14 protein-coding genes and 1 tRNA gene are annotated in these 17,104 nt (G+C 73.7%); 1 reads left to right on the top strand and 14 read right to left on the bottom strand.

The window, feature by feature from the left end; genetic code table 11:
* Positions 1–130: 130 nt before the first annotated feature.
* From eno to ACEQ2X_RS00150, 14 genes are all read right to left on the bottom strand, one after another.
* Entirely contained in the window at positions 131–1,426 is a 1,296-nt protein-coding gene (gene eno, locus ACEQ2X_RS00215; protein ID WP_370323720.1) for a phosphopyruvate hydratase, read from the bottom strand.
* A 75-nt stretch (positions 1,427–1,501) separates the two neighbouring features.
* Positions 1,502–2,536 carry a LacI family DNA-binding transcriptional regulator gene (locus ACEQ2X_RS00210; RefSeq protein ID WP_370323719.1) on the bottom strand — a complete coding sequence of 345 codons (1,035 nt, stop codon included), beginning with the start codon at positions 2,534–2,536 and terminating at the stop codon, positions 1,502–1,504.
* A gap of 68 nt (positions 2,537–2,604) precedes the next feature.
* Entirely contained in the window at positions 2,605–3,756 is a 1,152-nt protein-coding gene (gene mazG, locus ACEQ2X_RS00205) for a nucleoside triphosphate pyrophosphohydrolase (RefSeq protein ID WP_370323718.1), read from the bottom strand.
* Positions 3,756–4,811, bottom strand: coding sequence for a peptidylprolyl isomerase (locus tag ACEQ2X_RS00200; RefSeq protein ID WP_370323717.1), 1,056 nt, complete (start codon positions 4,809–4,811; stop codon positions 3,756–3,758). The genes mazG and ACEQ2X_RS00200 overlap by 1 nt, the downstream gene beginning before the upstream one ends.
* A 62-nt stretch (positions 4,812–4,873) precedes the next feature.
* Positions 4,874–8,449 carry a transcription-repair coupling factor gene (gene mfd, locus ACEQ2X_RS00195; RefSeq protein WP_370323716.1) on the bottom strand — a complete coding sequence of 1,192 codons (3,576 nt, stop codon included), beginning with the start codon at positions 8,447–8,449 and terminating at the stop codon, positions 4,874–4,876.
* 66 nt (positions 8,450–8,515) lie between these two features.
* Positions 8,516–9,799 (bottom strand): EAL and HDOD domain-containing protein, encoded by a 1,284-nt coding sequence (locus ACEQ2X_RS00190; RefSeq protein ID WP_370323715.1) that lies wholly within the window; start codon positions 9,797–9,799, stop codon positions 8,516–8,518.
* A 73-nt stretch (positions 9,800–9,872) separates the two neighbouring features.
* Entirely contained in the window at positions 9,873–10,445 is a 573-nt protein-coding gene (gene pth, locus ACEQ2X_RS00185) for an aminoacyl-tRNA hydrolase (protein ID WP_370323714.1), read from the bottom strand.
* A gap of 77 nt (positions 10,446–10,522) precedes the next feature.
* A complete protein-coding gene (locus ACEQ2X_RS00180) occupies positions 10,523–11,182 on the bottom strand; it encodes a 50S ribosomal protein L25 (RefSeq protein ID WP_370323713.1) in 660 nt (219 codons plus the stop codon).
* Positions 11,183–11,405: 223 nt separating this feature from the next.
* Positions 11,406–12,374: a ribose-phosphate diphosphokinase gene (locus tag ACEQ2X_RS00175; protein ID WP_370323712.1), complete on the bottom strand. Its 969-nt coding sequence runs from the start codon at positions 12,372–12,374 to the stop codon at positions 11,406–11,408.
* Positions 12,374–13,759: a bifunctional UDP-N-acetylglucosamine diphosphorylase/glucosamine-1-phosphate N-acetyltransferase GlmU gene (glmU, locus tag ACEQ2X_RS00170; RefSeq protein ID WP_370323711.1), complete on the bottom strand. Its 1,386-nt coding sequence runs from the start codon at positions 13,757–13,759 to the stop codon at positions 12,374–12,376. Before glmU ends, ACEQ2X_RS00175 begins: the two co-directional genes overlap by 1 nt.
* Before the next feature lie 62 nt (positions 13,760–13,821).
* Positions 13,822–13,892, bottom strand: a tRNA-Gln gene (locus ACEQ2X_RS00165).
* A 47-nt stretch (positions 13,893–13,939) separates the two neighbouring features.
* Positions 13,940–14,899, bottom strand: a complete 960-nt coding sequence (locus ACEQ2X_RS00160) for a 4-(cytidine 5'-diphospho)-2-C-methyl-D-erythritol kinase (RefSeq protein WP_370323710.1) — start codon at positions 14,897–14,899, stop codon at positions 13,940–13,942.
* 135 nt (positions 14,900–15,034) lie between these two features.
* On the bottom strand, positions 15,035–15,868 hold the full coding sequence (gene rsmA / locus ACEQ2X_RS00155) for a 16S rRNA (adenine(1518)-N(6)/adenine(1519)-N(6))-dimethyltransferase RsmA (RefSeq protein WP_370323709.1): 834 nt from the start codon (positions 15,866–15,868) through the stop codon (positions 15,035–15,037).
* A gap of 2 nt (positions 15,869–15,870) precedes the next feature.
* On the bottom strand, positions 15,871–16,647 hold the full coding sequence (locus tag ACEQ2X_RS00150; protein ID WP_370323708.1) for a TatD family hydrolase: 777 nt from the start codon (positions 16,645–16,647) through the stop codon (positions 15,871–15,873).
* Between the two features lie 113 nt (positions 16,648–16,760).
* Here ACEQ2X_RS00150 and ACEQ2X_RS00145 point away from each other — a divergent pair, with 113 nt between their 5' ends.
* Positions 16,761–17,045, top strand: coding sequence for an AbrB/MazE/SpoVT family DNA-binding domain-containing protein (locus tag ACEQ2X_RS00145; RefSeq protein ID WP_370323707.1), 285 nt, complete (start codon positions 16,761–16,763; stop codon positions 17,043–17,045).
* The last annotated feature ends 59 nt before the right edge of the window (positions 17,046–17,104 follow it).

The raw sequence follows: 17,104 nt of genomic DNA, 5'->3' as shown, positions 1-17,104 counted from the left end.
CACGCCCCCGGCGCGGGCGTCCCCGCCGACGGGATCGGGGCGCGGTGCGCGCCGACCCGCGCGCAGCCGAACCGGCCCGCCGCGCGGGGCGGGTGGGCTCTGCGGCGCGCGGACGGCGGGGCACGGTGGGCTAGCGGCTGGTCCGGGCGAAGGCGCCCCGGCCCGCGTAGCGGGCGGCGTCGCCGAGCTCGTCCTCGATGCGGAGCAGCTGGTTGTACTTGGCGACCCGGTCGCTGCGGGCGGGCGCGCCGGTCTTGATCTGCCCGGCGTTGGTGGCCACCGCCAGGTCGGCGATCGTGACGTCCTCGGTCTCACCGGACCGGTGGCTGATCATGCAGGTCCACCCCTGGCGGTGGGCCATCTCGATCGCCTCCAGCGTCTCGGTCAGCGAGCCGATCTGGTTGACCTTGACCAGGACGCTGTTCGCGGCCCCGAGGTCGATCCCGCGGCGGATCCGCTCGACGTTGGTGACGAACAGGTCGTCGCCCACGAGCTGGCAGCGGTCGCCGATGGCGTCCATCAGGGCGACCCAGCCGTCCCAGTCCTCCTCGGCCATGCCGTCCTCGATCGAGACGATCGGGAACCGGTCGACCAGCCCGGCCAGCTCGCCGGCCAGCTCCTCGGAGGACAGCGTCCGCCCCTCACCCGCCAGGTCGTAGGTGCCGTCGGAGAAGAACTCCGTCGAGGCGACGTCCATCGCGAGGGCGACGTCGTCGCCGGGGGTGTAGCCGGCAGCCTCGATCGCCTCGACGATCAGGTCGAGGGCGGCGGCGTTGGACTCGAGGTCGGGCGCGAACCCGCCCTCGTCACCCAGTGCGGTGTTCAGCCCGCGACCGCTGAGCACCTTCTTGAGGGCGTGGTAGATCTCCGCGCCGGTGCGGAGCGCCTCGGCGAAGGTGGGCGCACCGATGGGCGCGATCATGAACTCCTGGAAGTCGACGGAGGAGTCCGCGTGCGCGCCGCCGTTGATGATGTTCATCATCGGCACCGGCAGGACGTGGGCGTTCGGGCCGCCGAGGTACGCGTACAGCGGCAGCCCCCGCGACGCCGCCGCGGCCTTGGCCACCGCGAGGCTGGCGCCGAGGATCGCGTTGGCGCCGATCGAGCCCTTGTTGGGGGTGCCGTCGAGGTCGAGGAGCGCGGCATCGACGTCCCGCTGGTCTGTGGCGTCGTAGCCCACGAGCACCGGTCGGATCTGGGTGTTGACGTTCGCCACCGCGTCCGCGACGCCCTTGCCCCCGTAGCGATCGCCGCCGTCGCGGAGCTCGACGGCCTCGAAGGCACCGGTCGAGGCGCCGCTCGGCACCGCCGCGCGCCCGAGGCTGCCGTCTTCGAGCAGCACCTCCACCTCGACGGTGGGGTTGCCGCGGGAGTCGAGGACCTCTCGTCCCAGGACATCGATGATTTCCACGTCGCTCCTCCTCATCCGATGCTCACTGAGCATCACGAACAACTGTAGGCCACACGAACCACACGGCCAACAGGTTGGACTTCACCCCGTCTACCCGATCCGCCGTGCGGCCAGGCCCGTCCGGACAGGCGGCGCCGTGGTCTCGCGCACCACCAGGGCGAGCGGCACGACGCGGGGGAAGCCGGTGGGGCGCTGCCCGCGGATGGCCGCCAGCAGGACGTCGGCGGCGCCGGCGCCGAGGACCTCCATGGGTTGGGCGACGGTCGTCAAGCCGATGTAGGCGCCGATCTCGTGGCCGTCGAAGCCGACGACGGAGATGTCCTCCGGCACGCCGATCCGCTGCTCGGACAGCAGGCGCATCGCCCCGATCGCCATCTCGTCGGACATGCACAGCACCGCGGTCAGCCCCGGCGCGCGGGCCAGCAGGTGCGCCATCGCGCGCAGGCCGTGCTCCATGCGGAAGTCGCCGATCGCCACCCAGTCGCCATCGGGGTCGATGCCCCGGGCCTCCAGCGCCGCGGCCCACCCGGCCCAGCGGTCGTTGGCGACGCGGAACCGCATGGGGTCGTCGAGGGGACCCGAGATCAGGCCGACGCGCCGGTGGCCGAGGTCCAGCAGGAACTCCGTCGCCAGCTGCGCGCCGTGGGTGTTGTCCACCTCGATGTGGGGGAAGTGCGGACCGCCCTCGCCGACGGCGACGAGCGGGGTGCCCAACCCGGCCAGAAGACGCTGCTCGACGTCGGTGAGCGGGATGTCGATCAGCACCAGCCCGTCGACGCGCTTGCGGAACGGCAGGAGGGCGAGGAACCGCTCCCGCGCCTCGGGATCCGGCAGCGTGTACAGGAGCATGTCGTAGCCCTGGGCGTGGAGGACGGCCTGCACGCCGCTGAGGACGTGCTGGAAGTACCAGCCCGTCGTGTGGGGCAGCACGACCCCGACGGTGAGGTTGTGCCCGGCCGCCAGCCGCGAGGCGTTGGGGTTCACCACGTAGTCGAGCTCGGCGGCGGCGGCCAGCACCCGGTCGCGGGTGCGCTCGGCCACGTTGGGCAGTCCCCGGAGCGCACGGCTGACCGTGGCGACCGAGACCCCCGCCCGCGCGGCGACGTCCGAGATGCTCGCGGTCATGGCTCCGTGGTGGAAGCGGTTTCAGCTGCCGCGCGTACGGTACGGGCTGGGACCCCCTGCCGGCAACCTCAGGTCGCGTCCCACCGGGCCTGCCACCCCTCGGGTGTCAGCGCGCTCAGGTCCGTGTCGCCGGCCGTGGCCACGACGTCCTCGAAGCGCGCCCTGAAGCGCGCGACGGCCCGCCGCAGGGCGTCCTCGGGGTCGACGTCCGAGGCCCGCGCGAGGCTGACCGCGGCGAAGAGGAGGTCGCCGATCTCCGCGGTCGTCTCCTCGGGCGTGGCGGCGTCGAGCACCTCCCCGAGCTCCTCGGCGACCTTCTCCGCCGCGTCGGTGGCGTCGGCCCAGCGGAACCCCAGCCGCTCGGCCCGCGACTGGACCTTCGCGGCCAGGGCCACCGCCGGCAGCCCGGTGGGGACCCCGTCGAAGGGGCCCTCGCGGTCGGGCTTCTCCCCCGCCTTGATCTCGTCCCAGCTGGCCTCGACGTCGGCGGCGGTGTCCGCGCTGCCGTCGGCGAAGACGTGCGGGTGGCGGCGGACCAGCTTCTCGGCGATCCCCTCGGCGACCGCGTCGATGTCGAAGTCGTCGGCCAGCTCGGCGTGGAACGTCACCTGCATCAGCACGTCGCCGAGCTCCTCGGCGATGGCCGTCGGGTCGTCCGCGGCGATGGCCTCGGCCAGCTCGTGGGCCTCCTCGATGGCGTACTTGGCGAGGGAGGCATGGGTCTGCTCGGCGTCCCACGGGCACCCGCCGGGGGCCAGCAGGCGCTCCTGGATCCGCACGAGGTCGAGCACCTTGACGCCCTTCGGTGCCAGGCCGAAGTAGACGATCTCGACCTCGACGCCCTCCCGCGCCGCCTCCATCCCGAGCGTGCGTGTGAACGCGTCGGTGTCGGCCGGGCCGAAGACGTAGGCGACGGAACCGGCCTCCACGACGCGGTCGAGGACCCAGCTCGCGCGGGCGCGGTCGGCCAGGGACAGGCCGGCGAGCAGCTCGGCGCGGCCGACGGCCTGCTCGCCCACGTCGGGCGGGACGACCTCGTAGCGCTCCTCGGCCATGTCGAGGCTGGTCGCGAGCGGGTGGTCGGGGCGGCCGAGCAGGACGAGGTCGCAGCTCCGGAGCGCCTGGAAGGCGTGCCACGGCAGCAGTCCGGGGAGCTGGTCGACGGTGTCGACCAGCAGCAGCCGCGGCGTCGGCGCGGCGGTGTCGCGCGCTCGCGCCACTACTGGGCCGGCGTCGGCGCGGGCGTCGCGCCGGGGACCGCGGCGTCGCCGCCGATGGCGTCCCCGACGCCCGCCGAGACGGGCTGCAGGTCACCGAGCGGGTCGCCGGCCGCGAGCAGCTGGGTCAGGCCGCCCTCGGGGGTGAACTGGGGATCCCAGGTGCCGAAGCGGGGGTTGATCTCGACCTGCCCGGCGTCGAGCACGTCCTGCAGCAGCTCCCCGAGCAGCGGCTGGACCTGCTGCTGGGCGAGCTGGGTCTCGATCTGGTCGCGGAGGTCGTCGCCCAGCTCCGGCGGCGCCTCGGTCCGGATGACGTGGAACCCGAACTGGGTCTCCACCGGATCGGACAGCTCGCCCGGCTCGACCGCCAGGGCCGCCTCCTCGAACTCGGGGACGAACGCGCCGGGCTGCAGCTGCCCCAGCTGCCCGCCCTGGGCGGCGCTGCCCTGGTCGGTCGACACCTCGCTCGCGACGGCCGCGAAGTCCTCACCGCCCTCGATCCGCTCGATGACCGCCTCGGCCTCCTCCTCGGTCGCCACCAGGATGTGGCTGACCGTCGGAAGGCCGAACTGGGCGTCGTAGGCGGCCTGCACGTCCTCCTCGGTGACCTCCACGTCGGCGCTCAACACGTCGGTCAGCCGCGTCACGGTCAGCTGGAAGCGCTGCTCGAAGCGGAAGCGCTCGCGGCTGAAGCCCTGCTGCGCGAGCTGGTCGTCGAACGCCTGCTCACCCCCGGCAGCCTCCTCGGCGTCAGCGACCGCGTCGTCGAGGTCGGCGGCGGTGACCCGGTCGCCGCCGCGCTCGGCCAGCTCCTGGCTGAGCAGCTCCAGCAGGACGACGTCGCTGAGGACGGTGACGGCCGCCGCGTCCTCGGGTTGGGGCTGCCCGGTCTGGGGGTTCACCCCGGTGGCCGCCTCGGCGACCAGGTCCTCGATGTCGGCGATCGCGATCGCCTCGCCGTTGACCTCGGCGGCGGTGCGCGGGTTGCCGATCGCCTGGGCGCAGCCGCTGGCGAGGAGGGCGAGGGTGGTGAGGAGTGCGAGAAGACGAGGCATGCGGATCTGAGGGTAGGCGGTGGGGGGACGACGCGCCCACTGCCGGGCGCGGACGGCGCCGGTCACGCGCCGGCGAAGGTGGACTTCAGGCGGGACGCGAGCCACCCGATCAGCTCGCCGCCGCCCTCGCCCGACCGCGGGGGCATGCGCAGCTCCACCAGCCCCGCCGACGGGTTGTACAGCGCCGACGGGTCGGTGCGGCTCAGGCGGACCTGGGCGGAGTCGCTGAGGGTGACGGGGGCGAGGCGGACGGTCCGGCGGGGCGTCGTCGACACCTCGGTGATGCCCCACCGGCGCAGCGCGGCCTTGAGCGCCGCGACGCTGAGCAGGCGCTCCGCCGGCGGGGGCAGGGGGCCGTAGCGGTCGACGAGCTCCTCCCGGGCGGCCTTGACCCCGCGGGCGTCGCGGACCTGGGCGACGGTGCGGTAGGCCTCGAGCCGCAGCCCCTCGTCGGCGATGTAGTCCTTCGGCAGGTGGGCGTCGATCGGCAGGTCGACGGTGATCTCGGGTTCGCGCTCGACGGGCTTGCCCTGGGTCAGCTCGGTGACGGCTTCGGCCATCAGCTGGCTGTAGGCCTCGAAGCCGACGCTCGCGACCTGCCCGGACTGGTCCGCGCCGAGCATGGACCCGGCGCCGCGGATCTCGAGGTCCTTGAGGGCGATCGACATGCCCGACCCGAGCTGGGTGTGGGTCGCGATGGACTCGAGGCGCTTGTAGGCCTCCTCGGTCATGACCGAGTCCTCGGGGTAGAAGAGGTAGGCGTACCCGCGCGCCGACGAGCGCCCCACCCTCCCCCGCAGCTGGTAGAGCTGGGCCAGGCCGAACAGGTCCGCCCGCTCGACGATCAGGGTGTTCGCGTTGGGGATGTCGAGGCCGGACTCGATGATCGTCGTCGAGACGAGGACGTCGAACTCGCGGTGCCAGAAGTCGAGCATCACCTGTTCGAGCTCGCCCTCGGACATCTGCCCGTGGCCGATGCCGACGCGGGCGCCCGGGACCAGCTCGCGGATCCGGTCGGCGGCGGCGTGGATGGTGCGGACGGAGTTGTGCAGCCAGAAGACCTGGCCCTCGCGCAGCAGCTCGCGGCGGATCGCGAGGGCGGCGAGGTTCTCGTCGAGGGGGCCGACCTGGGTGACGATCGGCTGGCGCTCCTCGGGGGCGGTCTCGATCGTCGACAGGTCCCGGATCCCCGTGATGGCCATCTCCATGGTCCGGGGGATCGGCGTCGCGGACATGGTCAGCACGTCGACGGAGGTCTTGAGCTGCTTCAGCCGCTCCTTGTGGCTGACGCCGAAGCGCTGCTCCTCGTCGACGATCAGGAGGCCCAGGTCCTTGAAGGTGATGTCGGCGCTCAGCAGCCGGTGGGTGCCGATCACCAGGTCGACGGTGCCGGCGGCGAGGCCGTCCAGGATCTCGGACTGCTCCTTCGGGCTCGCGAAGCGGCTGAGCACGCGGATCTCGACGGGGAACCCGCTGAAGCGCTCGGTGAAGGTCTCGCCGTGCTGCTGGGCCAGCAGGGTCGTCGGCACGAGCACCGCGCACTGCTTGTGGTCGAACACGCACTTGGCGGCGGCGCGGACGGCCACCTCGGTCTTGCCGAACCCGACGTCGCCGCAGATGAGCCGGTCCATCGGGACCGGCGCCTCCATGTCCTGCTTGACCGCGTCGATGGCCTCGAGCTGGTCGGGGGTCTCGGGGTGGGGGAAGGCCTGCTCGAGCTCGCCCTGCCACGCCGTGTCGGGGCTGAAGGCGACGCCCGGGGAGTGCATGCGGGCCTGGTAGAGGCGGATCAGCTCGCCGGCCATCTCCTCGACGGCGGCCTTGACCTTGCCGCGGGCGCGGTCCCAGTCCGCGCCGCCCATCCGCATGACCTTCGGGTCCTCGCCGCCGACGTACTTGGCGAGGGAGTCGACCTGGTCGGAGGGGACGAAGAGCCGGTCGCCGCCGGCGTACTCGACGATGACGTAGTCGCGGGTGACCGTGCCGGCGGTGCCGCCGCCGAGGGTGGTCGTGCCGCGCAGCTCCCGGGTGACCATGCCCACGTAGCGGCCGACCCCGTGGGTTGAGTGGACGACCGGGTCGCCGGGCTCGAGGTCGATGACGGTCTGGGCGGCCGCCCGGCGGCTCTTCAGACGCCGGCCGGCGCGGTGGCGGCGAGGGCCGAACAGGTCGAACTCGCCGAGCAGGCAGATCCCGAGGTCCTCGGACAGGAACCCGGTGCGGAGGGTCGACTCCCGGACGTGGACCCGGCCGTCAGGTCGCGTGGCGATGGGCGTGGACGCGTCGTCGACGTCGACCGGCACCCCCTCCGCCCGCAGCACCTCGGCGAGCCGCAGGGCGGGGCCGTGGCCGATGGTCGTCAGGACGACGGTCATCTCGTCCCGGTCCTCGGTGGCGGACAGGTAGCGCTTGACCGTCTGGGCCGCAGAGACCACGTCGCCCTTGAAGCTGTCCCACGGCCGCGCGGTCAGGCTGACGATGCTGTCGGCGGAGCTGAACGGCGTCAGGCGCCAGACCTTGCCGCCGCCGGTGTCGAAGCCGGCGACGACCTCGTCGAGGTCGGCGAAGCCCGCCCGCTCGTTCCGCGCGTGGGCGGCGTCGACGGCGGCGCGTGCGTCGCCCCGCTCGGCGGACTCGGCGTCGCTGGCGGCGGCCAGGGCCTCCCAGTCGGTGATCATCAGCTCGGCGGCCTGGTCGACGAGCTGGGTCGCCCGGTCGTGGGACTGGAGGGGGTCGACGACGACCAGGCCCGTCCCGTCGGGCAGCAGGTCCGGCAGGTGGGCGGGCGTGGGGTGGATGGCGGTGACGAGCCCCTCCACGCCCTCGAACGCGATCCCGTCGGCGAGCATCCGCAGCTGGTCCGCGAGTGCGGGGACGGCGTCGACCAGGCGCGCGGCGGTGCCGGTCGTCTCGGCGTCGAGGACCAGCTCGCGGGCGGCGTGGACCGTGACAGACCCGACGGTGTCCATCGCGCGCTGGTCGCCGGCGGAGAAGGTCCGGATCTCGTCGACGTCGTCGCCCCAGAACTCGACGCGGACGGGGTGGTCGTCGGTGGTCGGGAAGATGTCGACCAGGCCGCCGCGGACGGCGAACTCCCCCCGCTGGGTCACCATCGACGAACGCGTGTAGCCGAGTGCGGCGAGCTGGTCCACCAGGGCGTCGAGTCCCCCGCCCCACCCAGGCGCCAGGTCGAGCGGCTCGCGCTCCGCGAGCCGCGGGTCCATGGGTTGGAGCACGGCGCGGACGGGGGCGATGACCACGCGGAGGTCGCCGTCGGGGTCACCACCGTCCTCCCCTGCACGCCGCAGCCGGTCCAGGACGCGGAGGCGCGTGCCCACGGTGGCCGGCTGCGGGCTGAGCCGCTCGTGGGGCAGCGTCTCCCAGGGGGGGAACACCGCGACGGCGTCCGGTCCGGTGAAGGCGCACACGTCGTCGGCCAGCGCCTCGGCGTCCTTCAGCGTCGGCGTGACGACCAGGAGCGGCCGTCGCCGGGCGAGGTGGGCGATGACGAGGGGGCGCAGCGGCGGGCTGACGGTGGCCTCGCCGGCGAAGCCGAGGTCGTCGAAGTCCTCACCGGTGCGCGACAGCAGGCCGGCGAGCGGGCCGCCGGCCGGTGCGGTGGTCGTGGGGGCGCGCACGGGCGCCCATCCTGACCGTCGCGCCGGAGGGGTGCACGGCGGCGAGACCGCCCGGGGCGGGTCCGGTCAGCCGGCGGTGGTGCCGAAGAAGTCGCGGCTCCACTCGATCGCGTCGACGTACATGCCGATCAGCTCGGACTCCTGCCAGCCGTGGGCGGCCGCGAGCTCGGAGACGACGTCCCACCGGCCGCGCTCGTAGGCGACGACGACCCGGAGCAGGTCGACCAGCTCCCCGGGCTCGCCGAGCAGGGCGCCGACGACGGAGGCGGGGAGCGTGACGGACTCGAGGGCCTCCTCCATCGACTTGCCGAGCAGGGCGTCGAGGAGGCTGAACATGCCGAGGGCGAAGGCTTCGTGGCTGCTCGCGACGCGGAGGCGCCGGGCGAGGGACTCGCAGAAGCGCGCACGGGTGGCGGCGAGGACCGCGAGCTCCTGGGTCCGCGGGTGGACCATGCCGGACACCGTCGCCACGCCGACCCAGCTCCGGACCTGCACGAGGCCGAGCATCGTGAGGGCGTGGAGGACCGACGTCACCTCGCCCCGCAGGCCGAAGTGGGCGGAGTTGACGAACCGCAGCAGCTTGTAGCTGAGCGCGACGTCCCGCTTGATGATCTCGGCGAGCTCCTCGAAGTCCACGTCCTCGGAGTACGCCGCGCGGAGCAGCTGGAGGTAGGCGAGCTTGAAGCCCGGCAGCTCGCGCCCCGACACGATGTCGGGTGTGGAGAAGTAGAAGCCCTGGACGTAGTCGACGCCCGCGCGGGTGACCCGCTCCCGGTGGTGCTCGTCGTCGACGTCGGTGGCGATGATCCGCGCCCCGTGGCGCTCGAGCACCGCCATCGTGTCGGCCAGCTGGGCGTCGGTGCGGCGGCTGACGTCGACGGCGATGTAGTCGGCGAGGCGGACGAGGTCGCCGGCGGCGCACTCGTGGTGGAAGTCGACCAGCGCGATCCGGTAGCCCTTCTCCGCGTAGCGCCGGCAGGCCGCGGTCACCGCGCCGGTGTCGCCGTCCGCCCAGCAGTCGGGCCCGAGCTCGATGACGGACCGCCCGGCCGGGAGGATCGACGGCGTGCCGTCGAGCACCTGCTGGCGCGGGAAGCGGACGAACACGAGCGCGTCCCCGACGACCCGCTCGACGCCGAGCGTCAGCACCGTGTGGTCGAGCACCTCGGCCGTCGCCCGCTGGTCGTCGACCTCGGCGAAGACGCCGAAGACCTCCTCGGCGTCGGAGAAGGACAGCTCGTAGCCGTGCAGGGCCTGGGAGACGTCCGCCCGCAGGATGGGCTGGCGTGACACCTGGACGGTCGAGATCGCGCCGGTGCCGAGCTCGAGGGTGGAGTGGGTGATGCGCATCGCTCCCTCCCCCATCGGCACGTCGGCGGACGGCCTGAAGACCGATTCCGGGCCGTCGGGTGACGGGTCCGGGTCAGGTGCGGTGGACCTGGTTCTGCGTGGCCTCGAGGCCCTCGCCGATCAGCATCAGGACGGTGTCCGCCGCGCGCTCGATCGCGAGGTCCGCGTCGTCGCGCTCGGCAGCTGCGAAGCGCTGCAGCACGTACTTCGCGCCCGGCATGCGTCCGGGCGGGCGGCCGATCCCCACGCGGACCCGCAGGTAGTCGTCCACGCCGAGCTTCTGCTGGACGTCCCGCAGGCCGTTGTGCCCGCTGGTCCCGCCCCGCTTGACCTTCACGACGCCGAGGTCGAGGTCGAGCTCGTCGCACACGACCACGACGTGCCGGGTCGGCAGCTTGTAGAAGCGCACCAGCTGCTGGACCGGCCCGCCGGAGGTGTTCATGTAGCCGTACGGCACGGCCAGCGACAGCGGCGTGCCACCCGGCCGGTCCCAGGTGTCGGCCACGAGCGCGGAGGTGCGGTGCGGCTTCAGGTCCGCGCCCAGGCGCGCTGCCAGCCGCCGGATCACGTCAGCCCCGACGTTGTGGCGGGTCCCGCCGTACTCCGCCTCGGGGTTCGTCAGGCCGACGGCGAGCCACCGGTCCATGGGATCTCCTGGGGGGTCGGGTGCCGCACCACGCCGCCGTGACGGCCACCACCGGGAGGGCGCCACGGGGGCGGGGGCTACTCGCCCTCGGCCTCGTCGCCGCCCTCGGCGGTCTCGCCACCCTCGCCCGCGTCCTCACCGGCGAGGGCCTCCTCGACGGCCTCCTCGGCGGTCTCCTCGACCGGCTCGAGGTCGGGCAGGGTGATGGACACCGCGGTGCGCTCGGGGTCGTCGTGCAGGTCGACGCCGTCGGGCAGGCTGATGTCGCCGGCGCGGATGACGTCACCGACCTCGAGGCCCTCGATGGACGTCTCGACGTAGTCGGGGACCTCGAGGGGGAGGACGTCGATGGTCAGCACGTTCATCGGCTGGCTGACGATCGCGCCCTCGGGGCCCTCGCCCAGGACGTGGAGGGGCACCTCGACGGTGACCTTCTGGTCGCGGTCGAAGGCGACGAAGTCCAGGTGGAGGACGTCGCGGCGCACCGGGTGGCGGTGGATCTCGCGCGGCATCGTCAGGTGGGTGTCCCCACCGACGGCCAGACGGATGACCGCGTTCTCGCCGGCGTCGGTGGACAGGGCGGCGCGCAGCTCCTTCGCGTCGACGTGGATCGAGGTCGACGAGAGCTTGGACCCGTAGGCCACGGCGGGCACGCGCCCCTGGGCGCGGAGGGTGCGGGCTTCACCCTTCCCCGACCCGGGACGGGGTTCGGCGCTGAGGGCGATCTGGTCAGCCATCGCTGGGGTACTCCTTGGGACATCGGGTCGCGCGGGACCGAGGGCACGGGTGCGCACGGCGCGGGGATGAGACGGCGCGCGGGCGTGCCAGGGCCGCCGCTGCGCGCGGGGATGAGCGAGTGTAGCCACCCCCCCGGACCCCGACCACCACTCGGACCTGCGACCACCGCCCTCCGGCGAGGCGCCAGCCGAGGCGGACCGCCAGCGCCCGAGCGGAGCGCGACTAGCTGTTGTCGTCGTTGAAGAGCTCGCTGACCGACTCGTCCTCGAAGATGGCGCGCATCGTCTGGGCGATGGTCGACGCGATGGAGATCTGGGCGATCTTGTCGCAGCCGGAGTCCTCGGGGATGGGGAGGGTGTTGGTGACGACGATCTTCTCGATGGACGACTGCTGCAGCCGCTCGTAGGCGGGGCCGCTGAAGAGCGGGTGGGTGGCGCAGGCGATCACGCGGCGGGCGCCCCTCGAGGTCAGCATCTCCGCCGCGCCGCACAGGGTCCCGGCGGTGTCGATCATGTCGTCCACCATCACGACGGTGCGGTCGGCGACCTCGCCCACGACCGCGAGCGTGCGGGCGACGTTGTGCGCGGTGCGGGTCTTCGCGAGGAAGGCGATCGGGGCGTTGTCCAGGCGGGTGGAGAACTTCTGGGCCAGGCGGACGCCCCCGGCGTCGGGCGAGGCGACCACGATCTCGGACAGGTCGAAGTTCTCCCTGATCCAGGTCACCAGCAGCGGCAGGGCGGTGAGGTGGTCGAGGGGGGTGTTGAAGAACCCCTGGATCTGACCGGTGTGCAGGTCGACGCTGACGACCCGGTCGGCGCCGGCGGTCGTCAGCAGGTCCGCGAGCAGCCGGGCGGTGATCGGCTCGCGGCCGTTGGTCTTCTTGTCCTGGCGTGCGTAGCCGTAGAAGGGCACCACGGCGGTGATCCGCTTGGCCGACGCCCGCTTCGCGGCGTCGATCATGATGAGCTGCTCCATGATGTTCGCGTTCACCGGCTCGCAGTGGGTCTGCACGATGAACACGTCGGAGCCGCGGATGTTCTCGCGGTACCGGCAGTAGATCTCCCCGTTGGCGAAGCGGTGGATGTCGACCTCGCCGAGCCGCAGGTCGAGGTGGTCGGCGACCTCGGCGGCGAGCGCGGGGAACGCGGTGCCGCTGAACACCTGCATCCGCTTCTTGTTCATGATCTCCATCAGGCCTGGTCGCCCTTCCGGTGTCGCTCGCGCTTGCGGGCCGCCCACCCCTCGATCGTCCGCCGCTCCCCGCGCTCGAGGGCGAGGGCGTCGGCCGGCACGTCGGTGGTGATCACCGAGCCCGCGCCCACGTAGGCGCCGGGTCCGACCTCGATCGGGGCGACCAGCATGGTGTCGGAGCCGACGAAGGCGCCGTCGCCGATGGTGGTCACGGACTTCGTGAAGCCGTCGTAGTTGACGGTGACGACGCCGGCGCCGACGTTGACGCCGCGGCCGACCTCGGCGTCGCCGACGTAGGACAGGTGGGGGACCTTCGACCCCTCACCGATGTGGGCCTTCTTCATCTCGACGAACCCGCCGGCCTTGGCGCCCGCCTCGAGCACCGTGCCGGCCCGCAGGTGGGTGTAGGGCCCCACGGTCGCACGCGGTCCGACGCGAGCCTCGACCGCGACGGTGTAGGTCACCGTCGCGTCGGCCTCGACGACCACGTCGGTCAACCGCGAGTGCGGACCGACGACCGCGCCGGCCGCGACCCTCGTCCGCCCGTGGAGCATGGTGCCCGGCAGCAGGGTCGCATCGGCGGCGACCTCGACCTCGGCGTCGACGTAGGTGGCGGCGGGGTCGACGACGCGGACGCCGGCCACCATCAGCCCGTCGAGGATCCGCCGGCGGAGCGTCGCCTCGACGGCGGCGAGCTGGGCCCGGTCGTTGACGCCGGCGACCTCGTCGGCGGGGACGTCCACGCCGGTCACGCCACCCTCCGCCGCCAGGAGGGCGACGGTGTCGGTCAGGTACTCCTCCCCCTGGGCGTTGTCGGTCGTCAGGCGACCGAGCGCGCCGCGGAGGGCGGTGGCGTCGAAGGCGAACAGGCCGGTGTTGACGCGGTCGACGCCGCGCTGGGCGTCGGTGGCGTCGCGCTCCTCGACGATGGCGGTGATCCGGTCGCCGTCGGTCAGGATGCGGCCGTAGCCGGTCGGGTCGGCCAGCCGGGTGGTCATCACCGCGGCGGGCACGTCGCCCCGCGCGGCGCGCAGCGCCTCGAGCGAGGCGGGGGTCACCGCGGGCACGTCCCCGGCCAGCACGAGGACCTCGGTCGCGTCGTCGAGCGCGCCGGCGTCGAGGGCGGTGCGCACGGCGTGACCGGTGCCCCGCTGCTCCGCCTGGGGGACGCACCTGCCCCCCGGCATCCCGAGGCCGTCGACGTAGCCGCGGACGTCGTCGCCGCCGTGGCCGACGACCACGACGACGCGGGCGAGCCCGAGGGGGTGCTGGGCCTCGAGCACCCATCCGAGGAGGGGGCGCCCGGCGGCGGGGTGGAGCACCTTGGGCGTGGCGGAGCGCAGGCGGGTCCCCTTGCCCGCGGCCAGCACCACGGCGGCGTTCATCGCAGGGCTCCGATCGGGTCGCAGGGGGTCGGCGGACTGCACCGCGGGGCGGTCGGGAGGAGCTGGGGGGGAAGGTATCGAACCTTCAACTTCGACTCCAAAGGACGACGTGATGCCATTTCACCACCCCCCAAGGGCGGGTTGACAGCGTAGCGGGAGGCCTGGAGGACGCGAGCGGGATCAGCCCGCGGACAGCACGGGCCCCCCGGCCGGCGACCGGGTGATGAGCACGTCGGCGAAGCGTCCGGCGACCCGACCGGCGATGCGGTGGGCCTCCGCCTGGTCCGCGGCCAGGGCCAGCAGGGTCGGCCCGCTGCCGCTGACCACGGCACCGAGGGCGCCGGCGTCGAGCAGGGCCCGGCGGTCGGCGCGGAGGCGCGGCATGAGGACCTCGGCCGCGGGTTGGAGGTCGTTGTGGAGGGCGGGGCCGAGCCGCTCGGGGTCACCGGCCGCCACCGCGGCGAGCACGTCGTCCGCGGTCTGCTCCCCCGGTTCGCAGTGATCGTCCCATGCGGCGTACACCGCGGGCGTCGCGAGCTCCTCGTCGGCGGTGCACGCCACCCAGTGGAACGACCCGCGGCAGAGGACGCCGGCGGTGGCGCTGCCGGTCCCGGTCGCGAGGGCGGTCCCGCCCACCAGGCAGAAGGGCACGTCGGCGCCGAGGTCGGCGGCCAGCTCGAGCAGCGCCCTGCGGGACAGGTCGCCGCCCCACAGCTCGTTCAACCCCAGCAGGGCCGCCGCGGCGTCCGCGGAGCCGCCGGCCATCCCGCCGGCGACCGGGATCCGCTTCTCGAGGGCGAGGAGGGTGCGGATCGGCGCGTCGGCCTGGAGCCTGAGGCCGATCCGGTCGGCCAGCAGCGTCGCGGCGCGCACCACCAGGTTGTCGTCGCCGGCCGGCACGCCGGCGCCGCCGTCGTGGCTGAAGTGCACCGCGACCCGCCCGCCCGACGTGGGGTGGTACATCCGCCCCTCCGCCGCCATGACGGACATGGTGAGGGTGTCCGAGAGCGCGACGGTCTGGAAGACCGTGCTGAGCTCGTGGTACCCGTCCTCGCGCACACCCCGGACCGCGAGGAACGGGTTGATCTTCGCCGGCACGCGGACCTGGATCCGCGTCGGGGACGGCTGGGACTGGGGCACGGCCGTGAACCCTACGCGGTGTCGCCCCGGGAGCGTGGGCCCGACGGGTCCGGTGGGCGCTCCACGATCGCGCCGATCCTCGCCGTCAGGCGAGGGAGGCCCCGATCGCGCCGAACCTCGGCTGGCGCGGGGACGTCACTTGACCGCGTCGGCCAGCCGGAGCCAGGCGGCGAGGTCCAGCTCCTCCGCCCGGGCGGTCCGGGGGATGTCAGCGCGCTCGAGCAGGGCCTCGACGTCGGCGGCGGTCGCCTCCGGCCCGGCGAGGGCGTTGCGCAGGCGCTTGCGCCGCTGGGCGAAGCCGGCGTCGACCAGCGGGATCGCCCGGGCGACGGCGTCGGCGGGGACCCGGTCGTGGGGGCGGAGGTCGACGGTGACCGAGTCGACGTTGGGGACGGGCCAGAACGCCTGGCGGCTGACCGTCCCGGCGATCCGCGCATCCGCGAGCAGCGCGATCTTCACGCTCACCGCGCCGTGGGCCGGATCGCCGACGGCAGCGACCCACCGCTCCCCCACCTCCCGCTGGACCATCACGTGGTAGCCGGCGAGCGCCCGCTGCCGCAGGGCGGTCAGGACGATCGGCGTGGCCACGTTGTAGGGCAGGTTGGCCACCATGACCGCCGGCTCGCCGCCGGTCAGCTCGTCGTAGTCGACGGCGACGGCATCCGCGGTGCGGACCTCGACCCCGGGACCGACCACGTCAGCCAGGGCGGCGGCGAGACCGTGGTCGAGCTCGACCGCGACGACGCGGGCACCTGCCTCCAGGAGGGCGAGGGTGAGGCTGCCGAGCCCCGGCCCGACCTCGACGACCAGGTCGCCGGCGGCGACCCCGGCGTCCCGGACGATCCTCCGCACCGTGTTCGGGTCCACCACGAAGTTCTGGCCGCGGCGCTTCGTCGGGTGCAGCCCGTGCGCCGCGAGCAGCCGCCGGACGTCCCCGCGTCCGAGGAGGGGGCGCGGGGCGTCCCCCACCCTCACCCTCCGCCGGGGGCGCCGGGCAGCGCGAAGGCGCGTCGGGCGTTGTCGCCGACCGCGGCGGCCATGTCCTCGGTGCCGAGCCCGTGCAGGTCGGCCAGGAACGCCGTGGTGACCGCCACCATCGACGGCGAGTTCGGCTTGCCCCGGTGCGGGTGGGGGGTGAGGAACGGGGAGTCGGTCTCGGTGAGGAGCAGCTCGAGCGGCACCGCGGCGGCGGCCTCCTGCAGGGGCGTGGCGTTGGTGAACGTGACGTTGCCGGCGAAGGACATCCACCAGCCGTTCACCGCGCAGGTCTCGACCAGGTCGCGGCCGCCGGAGAAGCAGTGGAAGACCACGCGGGGCAGGGGCATCTCGTCGACGAGGACCCGCACGATGTCGTCGTGGGCCTCGCGGTCGTGGATCACGAGGGTGCGGTCGGCGTCGCGGGCGATCCGGATGTGGCTGCGGAAGGACTCCTCCTGGCGGATGGGCGGGGCACCCTCGCGGAACCAGTCCAACCCGGTCTCGCCGACGGCGACCACGCTGTCGTGCTGGGCGAGGTCCTCGATGCGCGCCAGGACGGCCTCGGTGGCCTCGATCGCGTCGTTGGGGTGGATCCCGACGGCGGCGTAGACCCCCTCGTGGGCCGCCGCGATCCGCACGCACTCGGCGGACGACGCCAGGTCGGTGCCGACGGTGACCATCGTCGTCACCCCGTCAGCGCGGGCGGTGTCGATGGCCGCTCGCGCACCGGTCGGCACGTGGGTCAGGTGGCAGTGGGTGTCGGTGAACACGGCGTGGGGGCTCCATCGGGGTCGGCTCGCTCGGGGTCGGACCGGCCCGCACCGTCGACGGCGGGGTCGGGGTGCGCCCGCCCCCGGCGACCGCGAGGGTACCCTTCGCCTCCATGTCCACGGGTGCTGCACCGCAGGGACGCAGCCGAGGCGTCCGGCGGAAGGTCGATCACCTGGGCCGGGTCGTGATCCCCGCGTCGATGCGGAAGGTCCTCGGGATCGAGGACGGGGACGAGCTCGAGGTGGAGCTGGTGGGCGAGGTCTTGCACCTCGTCAAGCCGCACGAGGTCTGCACGTTCTGCGAGGCGACGACGGACCTGACCGAGGTGCTGGAGCGGCCGGTGTGCTGGTCCTGCGTCGCGGCGGTCCGCGCCCGCGGCCGCGAGGGGCGCGGATGAGGGCGGGGAGGGGCTGAGTGGATCCGCGACGGCGCTGGGTGCGGGTGGTGGTGTTCGTG

The sequence above is a fragment of the Euzebya sp. genome (assembly GCF_964222135.1).
Taxonomy (GTDB): Bacteria; Actinomycetota; Nitriliruptoria; order Euzebyales; family Euzebyaceae; genus Euzebya.
This window is presented reverse-complemented; position numbering and strand designations above follow the sequence as displayed.